At 23.8% G+C, this 13622-nt stretch carries 11 protein-coding genes; all 11 read right to left on the bottom strand.

The genetic code is table 11. From position 1 onward, the window contains the following. Positions 1 to 118 precede the first annotated feature (118 nt). A complete protein-coding gene (locus tag AB4W75_RS00775; protein ID WP_367679562.1) occupies positions 119 to 1075 on the bottom strand; it encodes a TerC/Alx family metal homeostasis membrane protein in 957 nt (318 codons plus the stop codon). Positions 1076 to 1586: 511 nt separating this feature from the next. After that, entirely contained in the window at positions 1587 to 3029 is a 1443-nt protein-coding gene (locus tag AB4W75_RS00770; protein ID WP_367679561.1) for an NADH-quinone oxidoreductase subunit N, read from the bottom strand. 16 nt (positions 3030 to 3045) lie between these two features. Beyond that, positions 3046 to 4554, bottom strand: a complete 1509-nt coding sequence (locus AB4W75_RS00765) for a NuoM family protein (protein ID WP_367679560.1) — start codon at positions 4552 to 4554, stop codon at positions 3046 to 3048. Positions 4555 to 4683: 129 nt separating this feature from the next. Beyond that, positions 4684 to 6525 (bottom strand): NADH-quinone oxidoreductase subunit L, encoded by a 1842-nt coding sequence (nuoL, locus tag AB4W75_RS00760; protein WP_367679559.1) that lies wholly within the window; start codon positions 6523 to 6525, stop codon positions 4684 to 4686. Next, complete coding sequence (gene nuoK / locus AB4W75_RS00755) at positions 6522 to 6824, bottom strand: NADH-quinone oxidoreductase subunit NuoK (RefSeq protein WP_367679558.1); 303 nt, start codon at positions 6822 to 6824, stop codon at positions 6522 to 6524. Before nuoK ends, nuoL begins: the two co-directional genes overlap by 4 nt. Before the next feature lie 63 nt (positions 6825 to 6887). Continuing rightward, positions 6888 to 7379 carry an NADH-quinone oxidoreductase subunit J gene (nuoJ, locus tag AB4W75_RS00750; protein ID WP_367679557.1) on the bottom strand — a complete coding sequence of 164 codons (492 nt, stop codon included), beginning with the start codon at positions 7377 to 7379 and terminating at the stop codon, positions 6888 to 6890. A gap of 15 nt (positions 7380 to 7394) precedes the next feature. Next, the gene (gene nuoI / locus AB4W75_RS00745; RefSeq protein WP_367679556.1) at positions 7395 to 7937 is read right to left on the bottom strand and encodes an NADH-quinone oxidoreductase subunit NuoI; all 543 of its coding nucleotides are present in this window, start codon (positions 7935 to 7937) and stop codon (positions 7395 to 7397) included. A 29-nt stretch (positions 7938 to 7966) separates the two neighbouring features. Beyond that, a complete protein-coding gene (nuoH, locus tag AB4W75_RS00740; protein WP_367679555.1) occupies positions 7967 to 8944 on the bottom strand; it encodes an NADH-quinone oxidoreductase subunit NuoH in 978 nt (325 codons plus the stop codon). Between the two features lie 3 nt (positions 8945 to 8947). Continuing rightward, on the bottom strand, positions 8948 to 11680 hold the full coding sequence (gene nuoG, locus AB4W75_RS00735; RefSeq protein WP_367679664.1) for an NADH-quinone oxidoreductase subunit NuoG: 2733 nt from the start codon (positions 11678 to 11680) through the stop codon (positions 8948 to 8950). A 158-nt stretch (positions 11681 to 11838) separates the two neighbouring features. Beyond that, positions 11839 to 13113, bottom strand: a complete 1275-nt coding sequence (gene nuoF, locus AB4W75_RS00730) for an NADH-quinone oxidoreductase subunit NuoF (protein WP_367679554.1) — start codon at positions 13111 to 13113, stop codon at positions 11839 to 11841. After that, positions 13110 to 13619, bottom strand: a complete 510-nt coding sequence (gene nuoE, locus AB4W75_RS00725; RefSeq protein WP_367679553.1) for an NADH-quinone oxidoreductase subunit NuoE — start codon at positions 13617 to 13619, stop codon at positions 13110 to 13112. Before nuoE ends, nuoF begins: the two co-directional genes overlap by 4 nt. Between the last annotated feature and the right edge of the window lie 3 nt (positions 13620 to 13622).

Genomic DNA, 13622 nt, shown 5'->3' with positions numbered 1-13622 from the left:
AAAAAAAAAATAATATATTATATAATATAATTATTAATCTTATGATTTAGTATAAATATTAATTTATGTTATCACTAATTTATAGAAATAATGTTTCATACCATAAAAATATAAAAATCTAATAACGTAATTTCTTGTTTTTCATAATAATATTTAATAAAATAGTAATACTTATTATTAATATCATAACAATCAAAGTAGTAGTAATAGAAATATTAATAAAATCGATACATAATGTTTTCATTCCAATAAATATTAAAATTAATGGTAATCCATATTTAGTAACATATGCTTTACAGGAACTAGTTGAAAATAAAAAATAAATTGACCGTAATCCAAATATAGCAAAAATATTAGAAGTAATCATAATAAAAAAATCTGAAGTAATAGAAAAAATAGCAGACATACTGTCAATAGAAAAAAATATATCGCTAACTTCAATCATAATAAGTACAACTAATAAAGGAGTAGCAAACAAAATGTTATTTTTTCTAATAAAAAAATGTTGTTTATGTAATTTATCTGTAATTTTAAAATATTTATATAACCATCGTATCCATTTATTTTTCGTAATAATTACATTAGAATCCTCTTTAAAAAAAATCATCTTTAATCCACTAACCAACAAAAATAAACCAAAAAAATATATAATCCATTTCCATTTTAACAACAGAAAATTACCAAAAAAAATGATTATTATTCTAAATAATATAGAACCAATAATACCATAAAATAATACTTTTTGTTGATATATCAAAGGAATAGAAAAATATCTAAAAATTACAAACCAAATAAAAACATTATCAATAGATAAAAATTTTTCTAATAAATATGCAGAGATAAAAGTTATAATTTGTATGTTAGCTATTTCTTTTCCGATCGTTGTTATTAATATCAACCATATCAAAAATGAAAATACAAACGCAACAATAATCCAAAATACAGATAACCAAATTGCAGATTTAATATTAACTAATTGTAATTTATATTTTTTTTGAAATATTTGATTTAAACATATGACTAATATCATAAAAATAATAAAAATACTCCATAAAAATATTAATAAACTATTCATAATCTAATAACTTCTCATGACTTATATACATAATAATATTACTATCCTATTTATTATTATAATGATTTTAAATATTACTGTTTATTCAATAATATTATAAATCTATATTTATACATATAATTTTGTAAACATAAGCAAATAAAATTAAAATATTGATATTAATATAATATTATTGAATCTTGATTAAATTAACACATTTATATTTCTATACAATAATATTAAATAAATTGTTCAAAAAATAATTAAATTAATTGATATCATTGATGATAAAAATATTTACTTAAAAAAAAATTAATATCAATTATAATTGATAAAGATAAATAATTTATATATATGAAATATTTAAAGTTTAATTTTTTTTATATTCTCAATGTCAAAAACTATATAAAATTAAATAAAAATATAAAATTGCTAATAATATATAAAAAAAACAATTAAAATATATTAAGTAATACATTTAAATTAAATATACCTATCTATCAATACAATAATATAAAATAATATACACATATTATAAAAATAGTGTTGATGAACGAATTAAATCTATTAGTATTGCAGGAAAAAGTCCAAAAATAATATTTATTATTCCTAATAATACAATAAATACATTACTGTTATTAATATAATTTAAATATGTAACATTATTTGATGGTAAATATAAATTAATACTTATTCTTAAATAATAATATAAACCTATTACTGTTCCCAAAACTACAATAAACCATAAAAACCAAAAATTTGAATTCATAATTGAATAAAATAAAAAAAATTTACTAATAAAACCTAATCCTAATGGGATTCCAGATAAAGAAAATATCATACTTGTCATGAAAAAACACAAAATTGGATTTCTCCAAAATAATCCCTTATACAATATAGCAGAATCTAAATCATGTTTATTATTTAAATCAGAAAAATAATTAATAATAGTAAACAAACCCAAATTACTCAAACAATATCCAAATAAATACATTCCTACTGTTTCTAAAAAATATGAATTACTCTGCAAAGTAACTAAGATAATCAACAAATAACCAAAATGAGATATAGAAGAATAAGCTAATAATCGTTTTAAATTAATTTGAAACAATGCCATCAAGTTTCCAAATAATATTGAACAAATAGCAACTATTGAACAAATAAAATATATAGAAAATACTTTTTCAACTGGAAGATACAAAAATAACCGAACTAAAACAACAAAAATAGCTGTTTTTACTACTGTAGAGAAAAAAGTTAAAGTTAATGCAGAAGTACCTTGATATACATCAGGAACCCATAAATGAAATGGAAATAACGATAATTTAAAAAATAGTACAATTAGAATCATTCCTATTCCAAATAATAAAATTAAATGATTCATAGAATTCATATTTAATGCTATTTGTAATTCAATAAAACTTAGACCTCCTGAACCTATATATACTAATGCAATACCAAACAATAAAAATGTTGATGTTAAACCTGATAAAATCATATATTTTAATGTTGATTCTAATACTTGATGACGATTTTTAAAATATCCTAATAAACCAATTAATGGTAATGAAACTAGTTCTAATCCAATAAACAAACTAATCATATGAACAGTCATAGTTAATAATAAGCAACCTAAACTAGACAATAGAATTAATAAATAAAATTCATCTTTTACATCATAATAATGATCCAAACTAAAATAAGAAATAATACAAATAAAAATAGTTAAAACAAGAATAAAAGCAGAATAAAGTACAGCATAATCATCTATTTTAAATAAAAAATTTATTTCAATGGGTATATAAAAATGTATAAAAAATAAAGATATTAAGCTACATACTAACCCTAATATACTCAATGAGAAATGTAAAAAATGATTTCTACTCCAAGAAATAGATAACATTATTGCTATAATAGTACCAAACAAACAAAAAATTGGTAATAAATCAGTCAATAAATTATTAATAATTATCATTTCGTAAAACAACCTTTTAGTTAAAAAAATAAGAAAAATTATTTTGAATATTATATATTGAATAATAAGAAGTTTCTAAAATAATTTTAGGATACATTCCAATCCAAATAATTAAAATTATCAAACTAATAATTATCCCAATTTCACGAATAGAAACAGTATGAGAAAAAGAAATATGATTGCTTTTACCATAAAAAATTACATGCATCATATTTAAAGAATAAATAGAAACAACTATTAAAATTAATGATATAAAACCAGCAATAATTGGAAAATTTTTAAAAATTCCCAATAGAATCATAAATTCTCCAATAAAATTTCCACTTCCAGGTATTCCTAAATTAACCATAGAAAAAAATAGAAAAAAAGCAGGAATCCATCTTAATTGAGACCACACACCTCCCATTTGATATATATTCATAGTTTTAAAACGTTCATACAATTGACCTGATAATATAAATAAAGCAGAAGAAGATAATCCATGAGCTATAATTTGAATAATTAATCCTTGATAAGCTAATAGATTACCTGAATAAATTCCTATTAAAATCATACCCATATTTGATACAGAAGAATATGCTAATAATCTTTTAATATTAGTTTGAGAAAAAGCTAAAAAAGATCCATAAAATATATTAATTACACCTAATAATTCTACTAAAGGAATAATCATAAAAGAAGAACGAGGAAACAAAGGAATACAAAATCGAAGCAAACCATAAACAGAGGTTTTAACTATTAAACCTACCAAGTCAATAGAACCTGCAGTAGAAGAATGACTATGCGATTCAATCAACCAAGTATGAAAAGGAATTACCGGGATTTTTATTATAAAAGATAAGAAAAAACCAAACATTAAGTACCATTCTAAATATGAATCTATAGGAACATGTAATAACACATTGTAATCAAAACTCCAAACAAGACTAATATTATGATAATTAATTACTAATCCTAGTATTGAAAATAATAATAATAATCCTGATAATTGTGCATAAATAAAAAATTTATTTGCAGAATGTATACAATTTCTTCCTAAAATTAATTCATTGTTTCCCCATATTGCTATTAAAAAATACGTTGGAATTAAAATTAATTCCCAAAAACAAAAAAATAAAAATAAATCAATTGATAAGCATAATCCTATAGCACCACTAATAACACATAATAAATTAAAATAAAAACCATTTTGATGATGTTTAATTTCATTCCAAGAACATAACACAGCTATAAATCCCAGAAAAGAAATTAAAAGAACAAATAATAAGGATAAACCATCTATAGCTAAATGAAAATTTATACCTAAATTAGGAATCCAAGAACAAACATATTGAAGATCCCATTGAGAATTTATATTTACATGATTAAAATAGTAATAAAAAAACCAAAATTTTAATACTATTAACAATGTAATTCCCATGCTAGATAAAGCAATCCAACGAGAAAATGAAACTGTTATATATCCACATAACCAAGATAACAAAGCACCTAATAATGGAATACAAACTAAACACAAAAGTAACATTGAGATTATAATCCTATTTTTAATATGATAAGCTATCATTCAAAATCATTAACACAAAATATTCAATAAATATCTATATTAATATTTTATTTATTCAATTAATGATACAATTATTTATAAGTCTACAATTTAAAAATTTAAAGATTCAATTATAAAAAAAAATAATAGTATACCAATCATAAATGAACAAATATACCATCTTAATTTACCATTTTCCGAAATTAATAAAAATTTATTACAAAAACAAGATAAAAATTCTAATTGACTCAAAATAATTCCTAGAGGATCTCTATTAAATAATTTAGAAATATATATATATGATTTTTTGAACAATAATGAATATATATAATCAAAACCAAAACCACTAGAAAATAAAAGACAAATAGTACTAAAAAATGTGTTTTTTAAACATTTTTTTAACAACTCTATATTTTTTATCCAACAATAATAAGATATAACAAGTCCTAAAATAGAAAATACACTGGTAATAATAGATACAACAAATTTACTTAAATATACCGTATTTTGTTCTGGTAACATAAAATCAAATATAGAAAATATTAAAACTCCAAACAAACTAGAAAATAAAACAAGAACTATCAATGGAAAATCATGCATGAATCCACTGTTTTTATTAATTAAATCTATATTAGAATTGTTAAAAATTGAAAAAATCATACGAAAAGTATAAATTGATGTAATCAAACCACCTAATAATCCCATTGTAAATAAAAATATATGATGACTATTTAATAAAGAAAATAAAATATTTTCTTTAGTATAAAATCCTAAAGTAACAATTGGTAATGAAATTAAAGAAGCTCCTCCTATTAAAAAACAAAAATAAAGAAAAGGAAATTGATGTATCGATCCACCCATTTTAAAAATATTTTTTTCATTCTTACAAGCTATAATTAAAGAACCAGCTGAAAGAAATAATAAAGCTTTAAAAATAGCATGAGCTATTAAATGTAAAATAGAAGCCTGCCAAGCCTCTACTGATAAAGCTAAAAACATATAACTAATTTGATTCATCGTAGAATAAGCTAATATTTTTTTTATATCTGTTTGAACTAAAGCTGAAAAACTAGAAATAACTAATGTAATGCAACCTATAATTCCTATAATATATAATACTATAGGAGTCAATATAAATAAAAAATGTGTACGAACAATTAAATATACACCAGCTGTAATCATTGTTGCTGCATGAATTAAAGCAGATACAGGTGTTGGACCAACCATTGCATCAGACAACCAAGTTTGTAATGGAAATTGAGCAGATTTTCCAATAGATCCTAATAATAAACAACCAGTAATACAATATAATAACTTATTATGACATATTAATTGACTATTACTTAAAAAATTTAAAGATATAAAATCTACTGTTCCAAATTCAGTATATAATATAATTATAGAAATTAATAAAAAAATATCTCCAATACGAGTAATGATAAATGCTTTCATAGCGGAACGAAAATTGATATTATGATTATAATAAAAACTAATTAATAAATATGAACATACACCAACTCCTTCCCAACCTAAGTACATTAACACCAAATTATCTGCTAAAACTAATATAAACATACTTAACATAAATAAATTCATATAAGCAAAGAATCGTGCATTATCATTTTTACATTTCATATACCAATAAGAAAAAATATGAATCAGTAATCCCACAATACTGACTAAACCTAACATTGTTACAGATAACGAATCCAATAAAAAACTAAAATTAATTTTTAAGTTATCAGTATCAATCCATGAAAAAAAATTATATATATAAAATTGAGAGTGTCCATAAAAAAAAATTAAAATTAAATATAAAACTATACAACTCGAAAATAAAATAGAAGTAATACCTATAATTCCTAAAATACATTGAGATAATTTTTTTTGAAATAATGACAAAATAAAAAAACTAATACAAGGAAAAAAAAATACTAAAAAAATCATGTTCATCCTTTCATCTCACTTAAAACATCAATATTTAAAGTTTGATAACGACGATATAATTGTAGTAATAAAGCCAAACCTATACTACTTTCCGATGCAGATAAAGAAACAATGAAAATGTGCATTACTTGACCATCAATTTTTCCTAAATAACAATCAGCTATTACTAATAATAAAGCAGATGCATTTAGCATTATTTCTAAACCAAGTAATATAAAAAATAAATTTCTACGAATAATAAGAGATAAAAAACCTAATATAAATAAAAAAAAAGATAAAAATAAACCGTGAGACAACGGAATCATATACAACACCTATTTATTTTTTTACAATTAATTTTATGATGTAATCAAAAAAGATTATTATATCTATTGCTTTTTTCCAAAATGAAAAGTAATTACTAAAGCTGATAACAAAATTAATGAAACTAATTCTAATAATAACATATACATTCCAAATAAAGAAAAACCAACTGTTTTAATTAAAGTTACTTTTCCTAATAAAATTGAATCTTCTCCTAAACCAAAAATTAAATAAATTATTACCAATAATAATAATAATGATAATATAGCAGGAAAAATCCAATATTTTATTGACATCCATTTTTTTTCTTCATAATATGTTTTTTCTCCAAGATTAAGAACCATTACAACAAATACAAATAATACCATTATAGCGCCTGCATAAATAATTACTTCTATAACTCCAGAAAAATACGCACCTAAAGAAAAAAATACTCCTGAAATAGATAAAATCGATATTATAAAATATAATAAAGCATACATAGGATGAGAATTAAATAAAACTAACAGAGTAGATATAACTGAAATAAAACTACATAAATAGAATACTAATTCCATTGAACTAAACCTTCCTTATGGTAGTAAATTTTTAACATCAACAGGTCGAGATTCATTCTCTAAATCACCAATTTTTTTGTCTTTAATTGAAATACCAGTAAAATGATAAAAATTATAATCTTTACATTTTCCTACGTTATCAATTAATAAATCTTGTTTTTCATAAACTAAATTTTTTCTTTCTGAATCTGAAAAGTCAAATTTAGAACTTAATTGAATAGCCATAGTAGGACATGCTTCTTCACAAAAACCACAAAAAATGCAACGAGAAAAATTAATTCTAAAAAATTCAGGATAACAACGTCCATCTTTTGTTTCTGATTTTTGCAAAGTAATACAACTAACTGGACATACTACAGCACATAAACCACAAGCAACACATCGTTCTGTTCCATCTGAATTATTAGTTAATATAACACGACCTCGAGTACGCGAAGTTACCGCAACTAACTCTTCAGGATACATTCTTGTCTCTCTTTTAGAAAACATATTACGTGCCACCATAAAAATACTTTTTAATTGACTAATACAATCGAATATAAATTTTTTTATACTCATCTCAGATTCCTAATCATAAATATTATAAATTATGGTTGAATTAATAATAAACAAAAAACACTAAACAATAAATTTAATAATGATAAAGGTAAACATATTTTCCATCCAAATAACATAATTTGATCATATCGGGGCCTAGGTATAGATGCTCGAATTAATATAAATATAACAATCAATAAAAATGTTTTTATAAAAAAACAAATAAAAGAAGAAATTAAAGGACCATTAGCACCACCAAAAAATAAAGCAGTCATTAATGAACAAACCGTAATAATTGAAATATATTCTCCAATAAAAAACAATCCAAACTTTATTCCAGAATATTCTATATGATAACCATCAGCTAATTCTTGTTCTGATTCTGGTTGATCAAATGGATGACGATGACATAATGCTAAAGAAGCAATAAAAAAAATTAAAAAACCAAAAAATTGAGGAAAAACATTCCATAAATCTCGTTGACTATGAATAATTTCTAATATGTTAAAAGATCCTGCCCTAGCTACTACTCCTAATAAAGATATTCCTAAAAACACTTCGTAACTTAATATTTGAGCAATTGATCTAATTGATCCTAACAATGCATATTTGTTATTACTAGACCAACCAGCTAATAATACTCCATATACTGATAATCCAGCCATCATTAAAAAAAATAAAATTCCAATATTTAAATCTATAAGAAACCAATTATTAGTAATTGGAACAATAGACATAACTATTAATAAAGAAGAAAAAGAAATTACTGGTGCCAGAACAAATGTAAAACGATTACTAAAAGGTGGGATCCAATCTTCTTTAAAAAATATTTTAATCATATCAGCAAATAACTGAAGTAATCCATATTTACCTACTCTATTAGGACCATATCGATTTTGAAATAATGCCAATAATTTTCTTTCGATTATACTTAAACTTGCAGCAAAGAACACTATCGATAATAAAAAAAACAAAGAATAAAAAATACACATAATATTTTGACTTATACAACTTGATAAAATACTCATATTTTATCCTTTTTTTAATTCAGTTATTTCTTGGCCTAAAAGATCTAATGGTATACCTGGAGTACCTATTGGAATTCCTATTTGACCTGATTCTAATAATTCTGAATATTGAATAAAAAATATAAACTGTTGATTCAATATATTAAAATATATTTTATCTCCCGAATTAAAATTAAATTTTAAAGCATCTTTACGATTTATAACTATAGGAAATACTGAATTATAATTTTTTATGACTGTTGAATATTGAGATAATTCATCACTTCCAAAAATAAAATAATAAGGTACTACTATCCACTTATTACTATAAATAAATAAATCAGGAACATAATTAAAAAAATCTAAATTGCTTATATTATTATCCCATAAACGAAGATTTAAAGTAGAATATTTATCATTTTTATACTGTAAATTATTTATTTTATAAGATGATTGTATAGAATTCCAACCAGGAGACCATGTAAAAGGAATATATCCGAATGAACTCTGCAATTGATTATTTCCTTCCATCGAAAAAGAAAACATAGAATTATCATCTTTTGGTTGTCTAGGTTCATGTATATTTGTATCCATGTAAAGTGCAGTTCTACCACTATAACGATGTGGAGAACGAGCTATTTTTTGTCCATTTATTCGGAATAAAGCATTTGGAACTATTTTTTTTATATTTTTAAAAATAGGAAAATCTTTAATACAACTATTGATTATATCATCTAACGTTAACCATTGTTTTATATTATAATGTATTTTATCTTTTAACCAATTTAACCATTTCCAACTTTCAAATACGATTTTGTTCGATTTACCAAAAGTTGGATCATACACTTGAAAAAACCGTTGAGGACGTAATTCATAATTAATTACAGTCCCAGAACTTTCAAATAAATTAGAAGATGGAAGACTAATATGTCCTTTTTGAAAAATTTTTGTATTTTGATGATCAATAATAATACAATTAGAATATTTTAAAATCAAATCCACTTGATAACGTAATAAAGTACGATATAAATCGTGCTCTAATATAATAATAGTATTTTTTTGGTCTTTTACTAATGAATTTAATAATTGATTAATTGATAAATTACTTAACAAGCCTACTCCAAAACTATTTACACTAGAAGGAAATAAAGCTAAACCAACTTCTAATCCTCTTTTTTTTAACGATTTAGCTATATTAAAAGACGCTTGAATTAGAGATACATTTCCTGAATGAGATCCAGATATAATTAATGGTTTTTTAGAATTTAATAATAAGTTCGTAATGTTTTTAACTAATTTAATTAAATTATGATCTAATTGATCAACTACTGGTGAGTAACAATCTAATTCATGAGCTATCGCAAAACCCAGTCGAGCTTGATTTACAACCGGTGCTATATAACGATATACAGAAACATTATCTAATTCAGTACAATCAATATTAGTAATAACTAATGGATATTTTATATTATTTTCAACATTTAAAATTCCTAATCTATTCCATTTATCAATACCTTTAGATATAGATAACTTAACTGCATACTGTTTTATTGCCTGACGAATAGCTAATGCTGCACGAGGAGATGTTTGAGTGAGATCTTCTCCAAAAACTATAATACAATCGTAATCTTCTATTTCTGCTAAACTAGGTGTATATATTCCACCATTTTTTAAAATACTTAACATCAGTTGAATACACTGATTTTCTATTTCTATCATACCATTAGAAAAGTTTTTTACTCCTACTAAGTTTTGTAATGCATAATTGCTTTCAATACTAGCTCTAACAGAACCAATACCTATTACTTTATCTGACTGATTAATCATATCACTAACATGTTTTAAAACTATATTTTTAGAAATATCTGATTGTATATTAATTATTTTTTTTTTTAATCGTATTGAATTAGGTCTATCTTTAATATTTGAATGTCCATAACTAAATCTACCTCTATCACATAAAAAATAATGATTAATTTTTTTATTATATCTGTTCTCTATTTTTCTAATAGTTCCATAACGTTCACCCGCACTAATATTACAACCTATACTACAATGTTGACATATACTTGGAGCATATTGCAAATCCCATTTTCTTGTATAATTACCAAAATGAGTTTTATCAGTAAATACACCTGTTGGACAAATTTCAATCAAATTACCAGAAAATTGATTCTCTAAATTTCCAGATTTCATGCGACCAAAATATAAATTTGAACTTATTCCATAAACACCAAAATCTGTACCATCAGCATAATCTTTATAGTAACGTACACAACGATAGCAACTAATACAACGATTCATGTTATGAGCCATAAAAGGCCCTATATTTTGATTTAAATGAGTTCGTTTTACAAACCTATATCTTCTATTTGTATGACCACTAATCACAGTCATATCTTGAAGATGACAACTACCTCCTTCCTCACATATAGGACAATCATGAGGATGATTGATCATTAATAGTTCTATAATACTCTTTCTGAAAAATATAGATTCTTTATCATGTATAGATACAATTAATCCATCTTGTACTGCAGTCATACAAGACATTACTAATCTTCCTTTTGTATCATGAATATCATGATATAATTTTACAGCACATTGACGACAGGATCCCACACTACCCAAAGCAGGATGCCAACAAAAATATGGAACATCAAAACCTAAAGATAAAAAAACACTTAATAAATTATCTAAATTATGTACATCTTTTTTTATATTATATTTTTCACCATCTATGATAATTATCATAATTTAATAATCCAAAATATAAGCTAACGTAAAATATTTATATATAAATATTTATTAAATGATTTTTGGTATATTTCAACAATCAATTATTAAATATAATATTTTAAAATAATAAAATAGAACATAAAATTTATTTTTTATACCATTAATCAGACTATATATTATTTAATTCTATTTTCAAAATCAGAACGAAAATATTTTATAGCACTTCTTAAAGGAGAAACAGCACCAGGAGCATGTGCACAAAATGTTTTACCTGGTCCCAAATGATCACATAATTCTTCTAAATGTTGCATATCTTCTTTTTTTCCTATACCTTTCTCTATAGCACACAAAATTTTTACGATCCAAGGCAAACCATCACGACAAGGTGTACACCATCCACACGATTCTCGTGCAAAAAATTCTTCTAAATTTCTTACTAAAGAAACCATATTAATATTATGATCTACTGCCATTGCCAATCCAGTTCCTAATCGACTACCTACCGACATTAAATTTGAAAAATCCATAGGTACATCTAAATGTTCTATAGTTAAAAAATCTGTTCCAGCACCTCCTGGTAACCATGCCTTAAGAGAAAAATTATTTTTCATACCACCAGCATATTTTTCTAATATTTCTCGTGCAGAAGTACCAAAAGGTAATTCCCACACTCCAGGATGATTTACTCTACCGGAAAAACCCATCATTTTAGTACCAGTATCTTTACTTTTAGATAAACTCTTGTACCAATCTACTCCATGTAATATTATTGCCGGTATATTAGATAACGTTTCGACATTATTTACACAAGTAGGCTTTCCCCATAATCCTACACTAGCTGGAAAAGGTGGTTTGAATCTAGGATTAGCTCTACGACCTTCTAAGGAATTAATTAATGCTGTTTCTTCCCCACAAATATATCTACCAGCACCAGTATGTAAAAATACATTAAAACTAAAATTACTTCCCAAAATATTTTTTCCTAAATACCCTAATTCCTTAGCTTCAGATATTGCTCTATTTAAAATATATTCTGCTTTAATATACTCTCCTCTTAAAAAAATATATCCACAAGAAGATTTAATAGCAAACGCTGCTATTAACATACCTTCAATTAATTGATGAGGAATTTGTTCCATTAATAAACGGTCTTTATATGTACCAGGTTCCATTTCATCAGCATTGCATAATAAATAATGTGGATATATTTTATTGTTATCAGATACTAACGACCATTTTATCCCAGTTAAAAAACCAGCCCCTCCTCTACCTTTTAAACCTGATTGTTTTACTATATCGATAATACCACTTTCTGTGGTATTCTTTAAAGCCATCGATAATGCTTTGTAACCATTTTTACTAATATAATCATGTATCCAAACAGTTTGTTTTCTATTATTTACCCACCATGTTAATGGATGTGTTTCTTGTGTTTTTTCTATAATACTCATTTATATTTTTCCAATAAATAAGGAATTTGTTCTTTTTTAAGATTAAAGTAAGTGTCATCGTCAATCATCATAACTGGAGATTGATCACAGCAACCTAAACAACAAGTTGGCAACAAAGTAAACCTATTATCAATCGTTGTTTTCCCAGGTTCTATTGCTAATAATGTTTCTAACATTAATTTAATTTCCATATAACCAGTAATATAACAAACCATACTATCGCAATATTTAATTATATGACGTCCAACTGGTTTCCGATAAATATTGCTATAAAATGTAGCTACTTCTTCTACATCATGTGCTGGAATATTTAATATTTCAGAAATAGCATAAATAGAATCATCTGAAACCCAACCTCTAATCTTTTGAACGATTTTCAAAGCTTCAATAGATACAGCACGAGAATCCTGATAATGCATCTTTTGTTCTTCAATTGCTTTTATTTCTATCTTACTAAGTTTAAAATTTATATTTATTAATCTTGTTTTATTTACATTTATACACATAAT

Origin of the sequence: Buchnera aphidicola (Eriosoma lanigerum) (assembly GCF_964059125.1) — a bacterium.
Lineage (GTDB): Bacteria > Pseudomonadota > Gammaproteobacteria > Enterobacterales > Enterobacteriaceae > Buchnera_D > Buchnera_D aphidicola_C.
Note: the sequence above shows the minus strand (reverse complement) of the source record. Positions and strands in the feature narration are given on the sequence as shown.

Bases quoted from the DNA above. Each gene is read 5' to 3' on its own strand.
- nuoI (WP_367679556.1), bottom strand. From the start codon at position 7,937: ATGAGTATAAAAAAATTTATATTCGATTGTATTAGTCAATTAAAAAGT.
- nuoH (WP_367679555.1), bottom strand. From the start codon at position 8,944: ATGAGTATTTTATCAAGTTGTATAAGTCAAAATATTATGTGTATTTTT.
- nuoL (WP_367679559.1), bottom strand. From the start codon at position 6,525: ATGAACATGATTTTTTTAGTATTTTTTTTTCCTTGTATTAGTTTTTTT.
- nuoK (WP_367679558.1), bottom strand. From the start codon at position 6,824: ATGATTCCGTTGTCTCACGGTTTATTTTTATCTTTTTTTTTATTTATA.
- nuoF (WP_367679554.1), bottom strand. From the start codon at position 13,113: ATGAGTATTATAGAAAAAACACAAGAAACACATCCATTAACATGGTGG.
- nuoJ (WP_367679557.1), bottom strand. From the start codon at position 7,379: ATGGAATTAGTATTCTATTTATGTAGTTTTATTTCAGTTATATCTACT.
- AB4W75_RS00775 (WP_367679562.1), bottom strand. From the start codon at position 1,075: ATGAATAGTTTATTAATATTTTTATGGAGTATTTTTATTATTTTTATG.
- AB4W75_RS00765 (WP_367679560.1), bottom strand. From the start codon at position 4,554: ATGTTACTTTTGTGTTTAGTTTGTATTCCATTATTAGGTGCTTTGTTA.
- AB4W75_RS00770 (WP_367679561.1), bottom strand. From the start codon at position 3,029: ATGATAATTATTAATAATTTATTGACTGATTTATTACCAATTTTTTGT.
- nuoE (WP_367679553.1), bottom strand. From the start codon at position 13,619: ATGTGTATAAATGTAAATAAAACAAGATTAATAAATATAAATTTTAAA.